Below are 14,616 nucleotides of genomic sequence, written 5' to 3' on the forward strand. Positions count from 1 at the left end.
GTCAGCCTGCCTTCCACGCCTTAGGAGCATTCTCCGCGACTGGCGACGGAAACGCCTTTTGAGGCAGCAGAGCAGGCATTTGAGTATGTGTTGCCGTCACATCCACACACCGGATCATACTGCATGGTACAGATTTCCGGCTTGGGCTGGCAGGTGCCCGCCGCGTCGGCAATGCTCGAACAGGCATTGGCATCCATGGCGCAATAATCGGTTTCAGCAGCGCACTGAATACCGGCGATCCCGCCGCACATTTCGCCCGTCATGGCCATTGGCGGCGTGTTTGATGCCGGTGGTGGCTCTGTGGTCTGGCATGCGCCGAGCAGGCCCAGCATACCGATGGTCATTGTCAGAGTTTTGAAGGTCAGCGCCATAAATTCCTCCCAGGAACAGGTCAGACTGGCAGGGTGGGCTGGAAGTGAAAAGCCGTCAACTGACGGCTTTTGCAGAAATGATTATATGATGTTGAAAGCGGCTTTAGTGCTGGCTTTCCGGTGTGGTGACTTTCAGGCCGTCCAGTTCATCAGACACGCTGATCTGACAGGACAGGCGAGAGTTTTCCTGCACACCTTCGGCAAAATCCAGCATGGATTGTTCCATCGCTTCACGTTCGCCGGTTTTGTCGAGGAAAGCTTCATCGACATAGACATGACATGTTGCGCATGCGCAGGCGCCGCCGCAATCGGCATCAATGCCTGGAATATTGTTCCGCACAGCGGCTTCCATCACGCTTTCACCGAGATTGGCGTCAACGTCACGTTCTGTGCCTTCATGATCTACGTAGATGATCTTTACCATTTTTGTTTCCTGCTCCCGTTTATTATCCTGCTGCAGCAAGTGCTTTTGTCATTATATCTTTCATGGATACAGATGTATCCGCGATTTCTTCTTTAGAGACTGTTGCTCCTTGAGCAATCAAACGCTTCGCCGTCAAGAACTCTGGCGGCGCATTTGCGGCATCAACGGCAATTAATGTGTCACCCTGGAAGTAGAAAACGGCAAAACTGCCCGTTGTCGGGTCGCCGCGCGTGACCGCCTGGTCCGCATCCTGCGACAGACCGGCGATCTGAAGTTTGACGTCATACTGATCTGACCAGAACCATGGCACATCTTCCATCGGGCGCGGCTTCTCGCAGATATGCGCCGCTGCGATCTTGCCTTGCTCGATTGCGTTGTGAACGCTTTCCAGACGGCCTTCACGTCCATAATGAACAAGCGGGCGGTGAGCGCAATCGCCGATCGCGTACACATCGGGATCATTGGTGCGCGCATCCCGGTCGACCAGAATGCCGTTCTTGCAGGCAATGCCGGCGTCCGAAGCGAGCTCTTCATTCGGCAGAATACCGATGCCAACCAGCACAAGATCAGCCGGAACAAGCTCATCATTGCCGAGCAGGGCGTCGGTCACCTTGCCATGCTTGTCACCTTTTAGCTCCATCAGGCGCGCGCTGGTGCGGACTTTTACGCCATGGTTTTCGTGCAGCAGCTGATAAAAGGCAGACATGGTCGGTGATGTCACGCGGGCAAGAACGCGCGGTGCCATCTCCAGCACGGTCACATCCAGTCCCAGTTCGCGCGCAACAGCGGCGGCTTCCAGTCCAATATACCCGGCGCCCACAATCACGATGCGATGGGCTTCCTTCATGTGCGGCTTGAGCATATTCACGTCTTCAAGCGTACGAAGGTCGAGCACGTTTTCCAGGTCTGCGCCCGGCACCGGCAATGGGCGCGGACGTGAGCCGGTCGAGATGATCAGCTTGGTATAGCCGAGCTCCGTACCATCTTCGAACTGGACGGTTTTGGCGGCGCGGTCGATTTTCGACGCGCGCTTACCGGTTTCCAGCGTGATCTTGTTGTCAGCATAAAACTGATACGGCTTCAGAAAGAGCCGCTCACGGTCCAGCTTGCCTTTCAGATATGCCTTCGACAGAGGGGGACGCTGATAAGGCGGGGCCAGCTCGTCGCCGACAAGCACAATCTCTCCCGCATATCCCATTTGGCGCAGTGAAACTGCAGCCTGACCACCTGCCTGGCCTGCGCCGATGATAACGACACGCTCCTGGCTAGACATGACTCCTCCCCTTTTTCTTTTTTATGACGCCTGCGTCATGTTTTTTCAAGTCGCTTGCTGATGAGGTCACTTCCTCGTAGGCAAAGAATATGAATGCAAGCATTTTTCGACGATTGAAACTAGCCGGGGAGGCGGAAACACGTGCGTTCGGCGCCAAATTGGCGACGCTTCTGCAACCGGGCGATGTGGTGGCGCTTTATGGAGACCTCGGTCGTGGGAAAACCACGCTCTCGCGCGGCCTGATCCGAAGTCTGACCGGACCGGAGCAGGATGTACCCAGCCCGACCTATACGCTTGTTCAGACATATGATGTGGGTGATGAGACGATCTGGCACTTTGACCTATATCGTGTCGAACATCCTGATGAAGTCATTGAACTTGGTTTTGAAGACGCCTTGAATGACATCTGTCTCATTGAGTGGCCGGAAAAAGCCGGAAGATATCTGCCAGAAGACCGACTCAGCATAGAGATTTCGGGTGATGGTGAAACACGTACGCTCGCGCTTCTGCCGGGCACGCCAGAATGGGAAGTTCGATTGAATGGACACTTCGGCAATGAGTGAACGCGAAGCAGCTCGTGTGGCGTTTCTTCGCCGTGTCGGCTGGGGCGATGCTGAGCGCATTTCGCTCGGCGAAGACGCGTCAACGCGCCGTTATGAACGTTTGAAGCGCGGCGATAACATTGCGATTTTCATGGATGCGCCGCCTGCCGCAGAAGGCAAGCCCTGCGGACCGGATGCAACCGAGCATGACCGTGTGCTCGCAGGCTGGAACGCCCGCACGCGGCTGGCCGCATGCCGGGTGGATGCATTTGTGGGGGTCGGGCAATTCCTCAACAAGCTGAATCTGTCAGCGCCGGAAGTCTATGTTTTTGACGTCGAAGAAGGTTTCGCCATCCTCGAAGATCTGGGCGACGGTATTTTCGCGCGTGAACTTGAAAAAGGCGCGGATGAGCGGACGCTCTATCTCGCGGCCATTGATTGTCTGGCGGAAGTTCACAATCAGCAGGCGCCCACCGAGGTAAAAGCTGAAGAGTGGGTCTGGCCGATCCAGTCCTATGATCGCCTCGCCATGTCGACGGGGGCCGATCTCTTTCCGAAATGGTATCCGGCGCTGGACTCGACGGTAAAGTTCAATGGGTCGCTTGCCCGCGATTTCGCTGAAGTAAGTGAAGCCCTCTGCGAGCATCTCGCGCTCTTGCCGCAAGTCTTCATGCTGCGTGATTACCATGCGGAAAATCTCGTCTGGCTGCCAGAGCGGGATGGTCTTGCGAAAGTCGGCATTCTCGATTTTCAGGATGCGGTTCGTGGGCCTGCAGCCTGGGATATTGCCATGTTCGTTCAGGATGCGCGCCGGGATGTCTCACCACAGGTGCAGATGGATGTCGTGCGACGCTATCTGGACCGAACGGGCATGTCGGAGACCATGTTCGCACGTGATCTGGCGATTGCCGGTGCAATCAATGCCTTGCGTATTCTCGGTGTGTTCGCCCGATTGATTACGCGCGATAACAAACCGCGCTATGGCGCTTTCCTGCAGCGTGAATGGCATCATTTGCTGTCCTGTCTGCGCGATCCGGTGCTGGAAGACCTGTATTTCGTTCTGTCGCGGGCGGTGCCTGAAATGGGGCGCAGCTAATGGCGCTCGCGATCCGAACCGCCATGTTTCTTGCGGCGGGTCTGGGCACCCGCATGCGGCCTTTGTCAGAGCAAACGCCAAAGCCGCTCATTCCGGTCGCCGGTAAGGCCCTGATGGACCACGTTCTGGACGCGGCTGTTGACGCGGGCGTCGAGCGGGCCGTTGTGAATGTGCATTATCTGGCCGATCAGGTCGAAGCGCATATGGCAAACCGGACCGACATTGAGGTGATCATATCTGATGAGCGTGACTGCCTGCTCGAAACGGGCGGCGCGATCGTCAAAGCCCGCGATGTTCTGGGTGATGATCCGGTTTTCATGGTCAACACAGATGCGTTCTGGGTCGATGCGCGGAACAATCCGTTTCAGCAATTGAACGATGCCTATGACGGCGAGCGCATGGATGATCTATTGCTGCTGGCTGATCGTCGGCGCAGTCTTGGTTATGCGGGCAAAGGCGATTTTGACCTGCTGGCGGATGGTCGGATCAGCCGCCGCGCCTCTGATCGGGAAACGCCCTGGGCTTTTGCGGGCGTGCGCGTCACCAATGCGGCGCTCTACAGGGATGAAGCTGAGCGCCCATTCTCGGCCAATCTGATCTGGAACCGCAGCCTTGAAGCCGGGCGACTTTACGGTCTGCCGCTTGATGGGCAGTGGATGCATGTTGGTGACCCGGGTGCCATCAAGGCGACGGAAGCCTGGATTGCAGAGCATCAAAGCTGATGAGCGGGTCGCTTGATACCGCCCTGTTTGGTGATCGCCGTTTCTTCACGCTCCCGCCCGGCAGCGACTTTCTCGGTATTCTGGCAGAAACACTGATTGAGATCACGGATGCGCGTCGCCGTCCTGAAGCGCTGTCTGATGCCCTGATTTTCGTGCCGAACCGGCGCTCCGCGCGGGTGCTGGCTGGCCGCCTGTTCGACGCAATGGGTGGAAATGCCTTTCTGCCGCCGGATATCCGTCCTCTGGGCGATGCCGGCGACAATGATCCGGCTCTGCTCGGCGAACTGGCCGACATTGATGTGCGCCCGTCCATGCCGTCCGGTGTGCGTCTTGGCTTTCTGACGCGGCTTGTCATGTCATGGCATGAAACGCGCGGCATTCAGCTGACGCTTGCCTCGGCGAGTTCTGTGGCAAGGGATCTGGCCCGGCTGCTGGATCAGGCAGCGCTTGTCGGCGATGTCGACTGGTCGAAACTCGAAGACATCGGACTGGAGACAGATCTCGCTGCGCACTGGCAGGTATCCGTGGACTTCCTGTCCATTGTGTCCGATCTCTGGCCCAAAATTCTCGAAGAGAATGGTTTTTCGGACACCTCGGAAAAAGACCGGCTTGCTGCCGATGCCATGCGGGCACGCTGGCGCCGTACGCCTCCGCAGACACCGGTGATTGTTGCAGGCTCGACCGGTACATCGCCTTCGTCACGCAAGCTGATGGAAGGTGCGGTGCAACTACCGCGCGGAGCGGTTTTGTTTCCGGGGCTGGATACCGAAGTCGATGAGCAGACCTGGCGCGCCATTCTGGAAAGCCCAAGCCATCCCCAGCACGCCTTCGCCGATACGCTCGAAGCGCTGAAGGTCGAGCTTGCCGACGTTGGACTTCTGCCGGGTTTTGCCGAAGACGGCGCGATGTTGCCGCGTCGAAAGCTGATTCAGGAATCGCTTGCACCTGCTGATGCGACGGCCGATTGGGTGAATCGCCTTGAAGGCCGTGCAGCGCCATTGTCTCGCCGGGATATGACAGAAGCCGGTCTCGAGGGCCTGGCACTCATCGAAGCCGAGACAGAGGCCGAAGAGGCTGACGCAATCGCACTGATGATGCGCGAAACGCTTGAGACCGAAGGAAAGACCGCAGCGCTCGTGACGCCGGATGCCGGGCTTGCCAGACGTGTCTCGTCTCATCTGAAACGCTGGGGGCTGCATGTCATGCCGTCGCAGGGCATTCCGCTTTTGCGGACCCGGGCGGGTAGCTTCCTTGTGCGTTTGCTGGACTTTGTGCTGGACCCGGGCGAGCCGGTTGCACTGGCCGCATTCCTCAAACATCCGCTGACCATCATTCTGGAGACAGGCCAGCAGGATGAGGCGATCTCGTTTCTGGAGCGCGGTGTCTTGCGCGGTCTTCGTCGCTGGGACGGGCTCGATGATCTCTATGAATGGACAGGCAAGGCGCAGGATGAGGCCGAAGAAACGCCCTGGCGGGCGCGGATCACGGTTGATGATCACAATGAGGTCGAAGCGCTCGTCTATGGCATCAAAAAGCGCGCAGCGCCGCATCTGCAGACCTTGCATGACATGCTGGCCAGTGAAGATGGTTTTCATCTGCGGCGCTTCGTCGAAACGCTCGCCGAACTCGGCGATGTTCTGACAAAGGCCGAAGAGGTTGAAGGGCCGAGCTTCTTATGGTCGGGCGAAGACGGCGCAGCGCTTGCACGTTTTCTCGAAGATGTTGCCGCAATGGCTGACCAGTTGCCGCCTGTCGCGCGGCATGATCTGAAGCCGCTGATATCCACGCTGGGACGGGATGTACGCGTGCCGGATGCGCTGCCGAGCCATCCAAGACTTTTCATCTGGGGGCCGCTCGAAGCGCGCCTTCAGACATGTGACCTGATGATTCTGGGCAGTCTGAATGAAGGCAGCTGGCCAGAGCCGCCTGCCGTTGATGGATTTCTGCCTCGTCATATTCGCGCGAAGATTGGCATGCCCGATACAGAAGCCCGGATCGGTCTGTCAGCGCATGATTTTGCACAGCTTGCCTGCTCTCGCGATGTCGTGATGACGCGCGCTAAGCGTGTCGATAACAAGCCGAGCGTTGCCTCGCGCTGGTTGTGGCGTTTGCGCATTCTGGCCAGTGGTGCGCTGGAAAGTCTGGATGAGACCGATGTACGTCTGACCCGGTCTCGCGCGCATATTCTGGATTGGGCGCGCGCTCAGCACGAAATCGACGAGAAGATCGAACTCGTCCATCCACGACCCGCGCCGCCTGCGCGTGCCCGGCCGCGCAATATCCGTGTGACAGACGTAACGACGCTTATTCGCGACCCATACGCCTATTATGCGCGCCATATTCTGCAGCTGCAGCCGCTGGACCCGCTGAACACGGCTCTGGGGCCGCGCGAAATCGGCATCGCCATGCACAAGGCGCTGGAAGATAAGGATCCGCTAAAACAGCCTTACATGACAGTTGAGGATCTGGTGGATGCCTTTTCGCAATCACTGGAAGAGGTGGGTGGTGATGCGCTGTTTTTTGCCGAGCGCGAAGGCATCTGGCTGACAGCCGCTCATGAGTATCACACCTGGCTCTGGGCACGCGATCAGCACGTGACAGCACGTGATTTCGAGATTTCCTATGTGCAGGATTTCGAGATTCCATCCGGTACGATCACTCTGCGAGGTCGCGCCGACCTTGTCGAGCGACTGGATGATGAAAGCCTCGCCATTACCGACCTGAAAACCGGCAGACCACCTTCCAACAAGCAGGTGACATCGGGTCTGGAGCCGCAATTGCCATTGCTTGCCATCCTCGCATCGAATGGGAAGGCGTCAGGGCGCGATGACCAGCCTGCCATGAATGGCGATGTAACCGAGCTCTTCTATTTCGGGCTTGGCACCAAAGCGGGCGCGCAGAACCTGTCTGATGGTCGAAATGGGGCCCCTGTCCCGGAGCTGATTGGCGAAGCGGAAAGCGGTTTTCTGAGCCTGATGGAGCAGTATGCCGATCCGTCTCAGCCTTATCTGTCGGGTCCCCGCGTGAAGTTTCTCTCCCGTTTCGGGGATTATGATCGTCTGGCCCGCCGCGGTGAGTGGGGAGATGCCGGTGCAGAGCCCGGAGGAGACGACGCATGATATCGCACCTCACGCCGAAGCAGGCTTACGACCATGTCACCGGGCAACAACAGCTTGCAGCCTTGCCGGATGCCTCCGCCTGGGTGTCGGCGAATGCCGGTTCTGGCAAAACCAAGGTTCTGATCGACCGCGTGGCGCGTCTGCTTCTGACAGGCGTTCAGCCCGATAGCATTCTCTGCATCACCTATACAAAGGCGGCGGCCAGCGAGATGCAGCAGCGCCTGTTTAAACGTCTGGGCAGCTGGTCTGTCATGGCAGATGATGCACTCGCTGATGACCTGGCTGAGCTGCAGGGCGCAGGTGTCAGCGTTCTCGACAAGCCTGCACTGAAGAAGGCGCGGGCCCTTTTCGCAAAGGCGCTGGAAACGCCGGGTGGACTGCGCATTGAGACGCTGCATGCTTTTGCCGGACGTGTCTTGCGACGCTTTCCGCTCGAAGCCGGTGTGCCGCCAGGCTTTACTGAACTTGACGACGTTGAAAATGGCCGCATCTGGGAAAGCGCCAGTCGGCGCACGTTCCTGGCCGCACTAAATGACCCTGTGAAACGAGAAGAACTGCGCCATCTGATCCGCAATATTGGCGGTCTTGGTCTGCAGGGTGTGACCGACCTCATAAAGTTCAAGGCCACAGATCTTCGCAATTTTCTCGCGGAATACCCGGATCCGCAGGCGCGCCGTGCGCATCTGAGTGACTTTCTCGGTGCGCCCAAAGACGGCATGGCGGTTTATCTGCAACGCCTCATGATGTCTGAGCTCCCAAGACAGGATATCGGGCGGGCGATGGAGCTTTACCGCGAGCTTGGTAGCAAAACGGATGCGCAGCATGCAGATCGCCTGGAGCGAACGCTCGCTGCGACAGATCCTGAACAGGCGCTTCGTCATTACAGGGATGTTTTCCTGACGGGAGCGGGCGAGCTTCGCAAATCGACATTCACGAAAAAACTACAAGGCACGCTGGTGGATGATCTCTTCCATCCGGCGACCGGACAGGAAACAAACCGCATTCTGCGCGGCCTTGAAGCTCTATCCGCGATACGCCTGCGCGATCGGACCGCGTCGTTGCTCGCAATTGCTGAGCCGCTTCTGGCCGAACAGACCTTTGAAAAGCGACTGCAGGCGGGGCTTGATTTCGACGATCTGATCATTGAGACGCGCAAGCTTCTATCGGGGCAGGGGCTTGCCGAATGGGTGCTCTACAAACTTGATGGCGGCATATCACATGTTCTGCTGGATGAGGCGCAGGACACAAGCCCGGAGCAATGGCGCATTGTGAATGGGCTGGTTGCCGAGTTTTTCGCCGGTGCGTCCACTGATGATCAGGTGCGTACGCTCTTTGTCGTCGGCGATGAAAAGCAGTCCATTTACTCGTTCCAGGGGGCTGATACGGCGCAGTTCCAGTCGGAACGCCAGCGCTTTGCCGCCCGCTCTGCACCAGATGGCGAGGGCGCGCGTGTTCACTTGCCTGAAATCGAGATGTCTTTCCGGACCGTGCCGCAAGTGCTCGATTTTGTGGATGGCGTCTTCAACACGATCTCGCAGGCAGGCCGTGCGCCTTTCTCGACAGAAATACCCACAGAAGCAGACCGGATTCGTCACCACGCCTTTCGTCACAGGCATCGCGGGCAGGTCGATATATGGGGACTGGATGCACCCGATAGCGGCGATGATGGTCTGGCCTGGGATGCGCCGCTCGATATGGAGAGCAAGGTTTCACCTGGCGCGCGCCTTGCTCAGAAGATTGCTGCCTGGATTGAACGGCGTATTCAGTCAGATGATCAGGGTGTCTGGGAAGACGCAAAAGATGCGCGCGTGCGCAAGGCCAGCGCAGGTGATATTCTGATCCTTGTGCGTCGTCGCGGCGCGCTTTTTCACGCCATCATTCAAGCCCTCAAACAGCGCGGTGTGCCTGTCGCGGGCGCAGACCGTGTGAACCTGCTCGATACGCTGGCTGTTCAGGACGTTCTCAATCTGGTGCGCTTCGTGCTGTGTCCGGAAGATGATCTGACGCTCGCCGAGATTATCAAAGGGCCTTTTGTCGGCCTTGTTGATGAGCACGACACCGATCTTTTCGAGCTGGCCTATGATCGCGGGCGTCATTCCATCTGGTCCAAATTGCAGGAAGCAGAAGCACCGAAATATCAGGCAGCTGCGGCGTTCTTGCGATCTGTTCTGGCGCGCCGTCATCTGCCTGCCTTCGAGTTTCTGGATGCCCTGCTGAACCAGCGTCACGGCGCGGAAGACCTGACGGGCTGGCAGATGCTGGACCGGCGTTTTGGCAATCCCGTGCGCGATCCGGTGGAATCGCTGCTCGCGATTGCGGGCGACCTGGATGACGGTGATGCCGCCAGCTTGCAGGTCTTTCTGGATCGGGTCGAACATCAGAACAGCGATATCAAACGCGAGCTTTCCGGGCCTGCAGATGAAGTCCGCGTGATGACGGTGCATGGCGCCAAAGGGCTGGAAGCGCCCATCGTGATTCTACCCGATACCACCAATGTTGCGCCGGATCGCCTGAGCGGCAGTCTCGTCTTCAGCGAAGAGGACATTCCGGTCTGGCTGGAAAGCAGTAAAGGCGAATGCGCCGCTGCGGCTGCCATTCGTGAGCGTGAGAAAGCTCGCCAGGTCGCAGAAAGCCAGCGGCTTCTCTATGTGGCGCTGACGCGTGCGCGCGATCATCTCGTCATTTGCGGGTCATGGCATGGCAGCGCCAATGGTCAGGGCTATGTCGAGGGGAGCTGGTATGATCTCTGCCTGAAGGGACGCGCAAGTGTGGACGGCGCGCTGGACGAAGAAGCGGAAAACGAAGACTGGCAGTTTGGCTCCGTGCCACCCGTTGAGGTGTCTGACGCAAACGGCCAGTCAAAAGCGCCATCGCAGGCCGTTGCGCTGCCATCCTGGATCGGGCAGTCCGTGCGAACCGATGAGCAGGCCGGTGTGCATCGTGCCCCAAGTCAGCTTCTGCCGGGTGATACGCCGGTTCTGCCGCCTTTCGGAAAACAGCACCTCAAGCGGTTTCAGCGCGGACGCCTCATTCACGCCTTGCTGGAAATCCTGCCGGAGGTCGCTGAAGTCGACCGTGAGGCACGCGCCCGGCAATTCCTGGCAAGTTGCCTGGACCCGGATGAGCAGCCGCTGGCCGATGATGTGATGCAGGTCACCTTCCGGGTGCTGAACGCGCCAGAGCTTGCCTCAGTGTTCGGGCCGGTTGGCCGAGCGGAAGCTGCGATTGTCGGCACAGGACCGCATTTGCCGGATGGTCTCATCATCAATGGCCGTGTTGACCGTCTGCGTGTCACGCCCGATGAGGTGCTGGTGGTTGATTACAAGACGGATCGGCCTCCACCAAAGCGTCTGGAAGACGTCGCAATGCCTTATCTTGCCCAGATGGGTGCTTATTTTGACGTTCTATCGTCAACTTATCCTGATAAGTCTGTTAAGTGCGCTTTATTGTGGACCGATGGTCCCCACTTTATGCTCTTAAGCGAATCCGCCATGCTGGATGCGTTAAAGAAGGCGAGAGACAACCAATGATCCCGGTCACCGCGGACCTGGCTCTTGCGAAAAGGTTTGTGTGAACAGGAAGGAGGCTCAATTGGCAGCCGTTGATATTAATGATGATACATTCGACACAGAAGTTCTGACCTCTGATGTCCCTGTCGTAGTCGATTTTTGGGCTGAATGGTGTGGCCCTTGTAAACGCCTGTCTCCGAATGTGGAGCGCGTTGCCGAAGAAATGTCCGGCAAGGTCAAGCTGGCCAAGCTGAACGTTGATGAAAACCCGATCACCATGACGAAATACGGTGTGCGTGGTCTTCCAACGCTCATCATGTTCAAGAATGGCAAAGTCACAGCGACGCATCTGGGCGATATGTCCAAGCAGAAGCTGGAAGAATGGATCAAATCCGAAACCGCGTAAGACCGGTTTGAAAATCTGATCAATGCAATGGCGAAGCGGTCCTAAGTGATCACTTCGCCATTTGCTTTCAGGACGTCTCCTGCCAGATACAGCGACCCGCAAATAAGCAGAGTTTTCTGCTTTGAGGTTTTTGCGATCTCGACGGCCTGGTCGAGGTCAGATGATGTCTCGGCAGGAATGCCATATTTGCTGGCGGCTTTGACGAGTGTTTCCGGCGTCTGGCTTTTCTTGGCACCCGGCAGCGGAATGGCAATCAGCCGTTCGGCGATTGGCGCGATCTCCCGCATGAAGCTTTCGCTGTCCTTTGTGCCAAGCATGGCGCAGATGATCGGCACCGGGGCGCGTTCCTTCAGCGCTGTGCAGATTGCACTTGCCGCATGCGGGTTATGCCCGCCATCCAGGATGACGGTCTTGTTGCCGCTGGCTGTTACCAGCGGGCCAGGTTTGAGGATTTGAAGCCGGGCAGGCCAGCTCGCATTGGCAAGGCCGGTGCGCACCATATCAGGCTGTAGTTTGAAAACCCCGGCAGTGCTGAGCGCCTGAACGGCGAGCGCTGCATTCTGGCACTGGTGCTTGCCCATCAGGCCCGTCTTGATCTTGTCGACAAACAGTCCGTTCGTCTGAAAGGTCAGCGTGGCGTATGGGTCTTTCTCCATCCGCATCACATCGCTCAGTTTTGTGAATGGCGCACCGCGATATGTGGCTTCCGCGCGCAAGGTGCGCTCGATCTCGCGGTCCTGTTCAGCGCTGATGACCGGGCAGCCAGCTTTGATGACGCCAGCTTTTTCCCAGGCAATCTGGCAGAGATTATGGCCAAGCAAATCCTTGTGATCGAACGCAATTGGCGTGATGACGCTGGCCGCTGGTTTGTCGAACACATTGGTTGAATCAAAACGTCCGCCAAGGCCAACTTCCACCAGGGTCAGATCGGCAGGGGTTTCGGCAAAGGCCAGAAAGCTCGCTATCGTCATGCCTTCGAAAAAGGAGAGCGGCTCGCCCGCATTGGCGTCCAGAACCGCGCGGACATGTCGGCGCAGATCAGCATCTGAAATCAGCTCACCAGCAACGCGGATGCGTTCATTCACGCGGATCAGATGCGGAGAGGTATCGACGTGAACCTTCAGCCCATGTGCTTCGGCAATGGCGCGCATAAAGGCCGTAGTCGAACCTTTGCCGTTTGTACCGGCAATATGGATGACCGGAGGCAAACGGTCCTGCGGACGTCCCAGTTTTTCCAGAACGCGCAGCACGGGCGCCGTCGACAGCTTGAACACTGCCGGTTTTGGCAGAGCATCAAACTCCGCCAGCAAGTCATCCAGAAGCAGATCTGACAGGACCGGACCCCGTTGGTTAGACGGCGTCGACCGAAGGCGGCGTCAGAGGTGGCAGGCCGTCAGCTTCACTGTCCTGCTTTGACATCAGGTGTCCGAGCAGGCTGGCCAGCACATTGTGCATTTTGCGGCGATCAACCACCATGTCGACCACGCCCTTATCCTTCAGGAATTCAGAGCGCTGAAAGCCTTCTGGCAGTTTCTGGCGAATGGTCTGTTCGATCACGCGCGGGCCGGAGAAGGCAATCATGGCTTCCGGTTCGGCCAGATGCACATCGCCGAGCATGGCATAAGATGCGGAAACACCGCCGCTCGTCGGGTCTGTCAGAACGACGATGTAAGGCAGGCCTGCCTCACGTACATCCTGAATGGCCAGCGTGGTGCGTGGCATCTGCATCAGCGAGAGCGTGCCTTCCTGCATACGGGCACCGCCGGATGCCGTGCAGACGATCAGGGCCGCATTTTTTGCGACGGCCGTTTCGGCTGCCGTGATGAAGGCCTCACCAGCGGCCATGCCGAGCGATCCGCCCATGAACGCGAAGTCCTGCACCAGAATGACCGCTGGCTTGCCGCCAATCCGGCCAATTGCTGCGGCCATACAGTCGTCCTGATGAATGACTTCTGTGTCTTTGGCCTTGGCATTGGTTTTGGAGATTTTTGACTTCGCCGCTTTCAGGCGGTCGACATAGCGTTTGTCGTCGCGAAAACGCAGAGGATCTTTCGGGACATTCGGAAGCGGGATGGCATCCCACCGTCCTTCGTCAAACATGGAGCGGAAGCGCACAAGCGGACCCACGCGCAGATGCGCACCGCTTGGTGTCACCCAGAGGCTTGCTTCCAGATCGGGGCGATAAATCAGCTCGCCGGACTTCGGGCATTTGACCCAGAGATTGTCGGGTGTGTTTTCCCGGCGACCGCCCATCAGCGATTTCATACCCGGTGGTCGGATATTCGAGAGCCAGTTCATGCGTTTCTCCGTCAAGCGGCTTGGCCTTTTTTCAGACCGGAGGACAGGTCGCGTGTCAATTGCGCGACTCGATCCAGAATTTCATCTTTGTCTGCACCATTGTCTAACTCAGATATGAGATCGACAAAAGCTGACCCGACGACAACGCCGTCGCTGATTGCGGCCATTTCCTGCGCCTGTTCTGCTGTCTTAATGCCGAATCCGACACAAACAGGCAATTGAGACACTTTTTGGGCCATGCCGACACCAGGCGCAATATCGCCGGCCACCGGCTTTCGCCCGCCGGTCACGCCGGTAACGGACACATAATAGAGAAAGCCGCTCGCACCATCCGAAATGATGGACATGCGGGCCTCGTTGGAGGTCGGTGTCGCCAGACGAATGACGGCCAGGTCATGCGGCGCATAAGCGGCGCGCAGAGGCGCGTCTTCTTCCGGCGGCAGATCCACAATGATCGTGCCGTCGACGCCTGCATCGCTTGCGGCCTGCGCAAAGGTTTCAAAGCCCATATGGTGGACCGGATTGGCATATCCCATCACGATGAGCGGCGTGTGGCTGTTCGTTTCGCGAAAGCGCGTTGCCAGTGCCAGAACATCCTTGAGTTTCGTGCCGGATTTCAGGCTGCGTTGTCCCGCGCGCTGAATGGAGGGGCCGTCGGCCATCGGGTCCGTGAACGGTGCGCCAAGCTCGATAATGTCAGCGCCATTGTCCGCCAGCGTGGTCAGAATATCGAAGGTCGTTTCCAGATCCGGGTCACCTGCCATCACATATGCCACCAGGGCGGCCCGATTATCGGCGCGGGCTTTGTCGAAAACGTCTGAAATGCGGGTTTTGGTCATGAGAGCTGATCGCGTCC

The 14,616-nt window shown here is 58.0% G+C and carries 12 protein-coding genes; 6 read left to right on the forward strand and 6 right to left on the reverse strand.

Going from position 1 to position 14,616, the window contains the following annotated elements; all coding sequences use genetic code 11:
- Nucleotides 1-20: 20 nt before the first annotated feature.
- The 3 genes from ACFQDM_RS09885 to ACFQDM_RS09895 all read right to left on the reverse strand — a co-directional run bounded on the left by ACFQDM_RS09885 (nucleotide 21) and on the right by ACFQDM_RS09895 (nucleotide 2,068).
- Complete coding sequence (locus tag ACFQDM_RS09885) at nucleotides 21-371, reverse strand: Kazal-type serine protease inhibitor family protein (protein WP_377378564.1); 351 nt, start codon at nucleotides 369-371, stop codon at nucleotides 21-23.
- A 103-nt stretch (nucleotides 372-474) separates the two neighbouring features.
- Nucleotides 475-795 (reverse strand): 2Fe-2S iron-sulfur cluster-binding protein, encoded by a 321-nt coding sequence (locus ACFQDM_RS09890; protein ID WP_377378566.1) that lies wholly within the window; start codon nucleotides 793-795, stop codon nucleotides 475-477.
- 22 nt (nucleotides 796-817) lie between these two features.
- Nucleotides 818-2,068 carry an NAD(P)/FAD-dependent oxidoreductase gene (locus ACFQDM_RS09895; RefSeq protein WP_377378568.1) on the reverse strand — a complete coding sequence of 417 codons (1,251 nt, stop codon included), beginning with the start codon at nucleotides 2,066-2,068 and terminating at the stop codon, nucleotides 818-820.
- Nucleotides 2,069-2,181: 113 nt separating this feature from the next.
- Here ACFQDM_RS09895 and tsaE point away from each other — a divergent pair, with 113 nt between their 5' ends.
- The 6 genes from tsaE (at nucleotide 2,182) to trxA (ending at nucleotide 11,462) form a co-directional block, all read left to right on the forward strand.
- Nucleotides 2,182-2,631, forward strand: coding sequence for a tRNA (adenosine(37)-N6)-threonylcarbamoyltransferase complex ATPase subunit type 1 TsaE (tsaE, locus tag ACFQDM_RS09900; RefSeq protein WP_377378570.1), 450 nt, complete (start codon nucleotides 2,182-2,184; stop codon nucleotides 2,629-2,631).
- A complete protein-coding gene (locus ACFQDM_RS09905) occupies nucleotides 2,624-3,706 on the forward strand; it encodes an aminoglycoside phosphotransferase family protein (RefSeq protein ID WP_377378572.1) in 1,083 nt (360 codons plus the stop codon). The genes tsaE and ACFQDM_RS09905 overlap by 8 nt, the downstream gene beginning before the upstream one ends.
- Complete coding sequence (locus ACFQDM_RS09910) at nucleotides 3,706-4,428, forward strand: nucleotidyltransferase family protein (protein ID WP_377378574.1); 723 nt, start codon at nucleotides 3,706-3,708, stop codon at nucleotides 4,426-4,428. The genes ACFQDM_RS09905 and ACFQDM_RS09910 overlap by 1 nt, the downstream gene beginning before the upstream one ends.
- Entirely contained in the window at nucleotides 4,428-7,547 is a 3,120-nt protein-coding gene (gene addB, locus ACFQDM_RS09915; protein WP_377378576.1) for a double-strand break repair protein AddB, read from the forward strand. The genes ACFQDM_RS09910 and addB overlap by 1 nt, the downstream gene beginning before the upstream one ends.
- Nucleotides 7,544-11,077, forward strand: a complete 3,534-nt coding sequence (addA, locus tag ACFQDM_RS09920; protein WP_377378578.1) for a double-strand break repair helicase AddA — start codon at nucleotides 7,544-7,546, stop codon at nucleotides 11,075-11,077. The genes addB and addA overlap by 4 nt, the downstream gene beginning before the upstream one ends.
- Nucleotides 11,078-11,138: 61 nt before the next feature.
- On the forward strand, nucleotides 11,139-11,462 hold the full coding sequence (gene trxA, locus ACFQDM_RS09925) for a thioredoxin (protein WP_377378580.1): 324 nt from the start codon (nucleotides 11,139-11,141) through the stop codon (nucleotides 11,460-11,462).
- A 41-nt stretch (nucleotides 11,463-11,503) separates the two neighbouring features.
- Here trxA and ACFQDM_RS09930 read toward each other — a convergent pair whose 3' ends face one another.
- The 3 genes from ACFQDM_RS09930 to trpA all read right to left on the reverse strand — a co-directional run bounded on the left by ACFQDM_RS09930 (nucleotide 11,504) and on the right by trpA (nucleotide 14,599).
- Nucleotides 11,504-12,736, reverse strand: a complete 1,233-nt coding sequence (locus tag ACFQDM_RS09930) for a bifunctional folylpolyglutamate synthase/dihydrofolate synthase (RefSeq protein ID WP_377378582.1) — start codon at nucleotides 12,734-12,736, stop codon at nucleotides 11,504-11,506.
- A gap of 76 nt (nucleotides 12,737-12,812) precedes the next feature.
- Nucleotides 12,813-13,760 carry an acetyl-CoA carboxylase carboxyltransferase subunit beta gene (locus ACFQDM_RS09935; protein WP_377379125.1) on the reverse strand — a complete coding sequence of 316 codons (948 nt, stop codon included), beginning with the start codon at nucleotides 13,758-13,760 and terminating at the stop codon, nucleotides 12,813-12,815.
- Between the two features lie 11 nt (nucleotides 13,761-13,771).
- Nucleotides 13,772-14,599, reverse strand: a complete 828-nt coding sequence (trpA, locus tag ACFQDM_RS09940; RefSeq protein WP_377378584.1) for a tryptophan synthase subunit alpha — start codon at nucleotides 14,597-14,599, stop codon at nucleotides 13,772-13,774.
- Nucleotides 14,600-14,616: the final 17 nt, after the last annotated feature.

It is taken from the genome of Ponticaulis profundi (assembly GCF_042659465.1).
GTDB classification, from domain to species: domain Bacteria; phylum Pseudomonadota; class Alphaproteobacteria; order Caulobacterales; family Hyphomonadaceae; genus Ponticaulis; species Ponticaulis profundi.

Excerpts from the sequence above, each read along its gene's own strand:
- ACFQDM_RS09885 (WP_377378564.1), bottom strand. The coding sequence starts at position 371 with ATGGCGCTGACCTTCAAAACTCTGACAATGACCATCGGTATGCTGGGC.
- ACFQDM_RS09890 (WP_377378566.1), bottom strand. The coding sequence starts at position 795 with ATGGTAAAGATCATCTACGTAGATCATGAAGGCACAGAACGTGACGTT.
- ACFQDM_RS09895 (WP_377378568.1), bottom strand. The coding sequence starts at position 2,068 with ATGTCTAGCCAGGAGCGTGTCGTTATCATCGGCGCAGGCCAGGCAGGT.
- ACFQDM_RS09905 (WP_377378572.1), top strand. The coding sequence starts at position 2,624 with ATGAGTGAACGCGAAGCAGCTCGTGTGGCGTTTCTTCGCCGTGTCGGC.
- ACFQDM_RS09910 (WP_377378574.1), top strand. The coding sequence starts at position 3,706 with ATGGCGCTCGCGATCCGAACCGCCATGTTTCTTGCGGCGGGTCTGGGC.
- addB (WP_377378576.1), top strand. The coding sequence starts at position 4,428 with ATGAGCGGGTCGCTTGATACCGCCCTGTTTGGTGATCGCCGTTTCTTC.
- addA (WP_377378578.1), top strand. The coding sequence starts at position 7,544 with ATGATATCGCACCTCACGCCGAAGCAGGCTTACGACCATGTCACCGGG.
- ACFQDM_RS09935 (WP_377379125.1), bottom strand. The coding sequence starts at position 13,760 with ATGAACTGGCTCTCGAATATCCGACCACCGGGTATGAAATCGCTGATG.
- trpA (WP_377378584.1), bottom strand. The coding sequence starts at position 14,599 with ATGACCAAAACCCGCATTTCAGACGTTTTCGACAAAGCCCGCGCCGAT.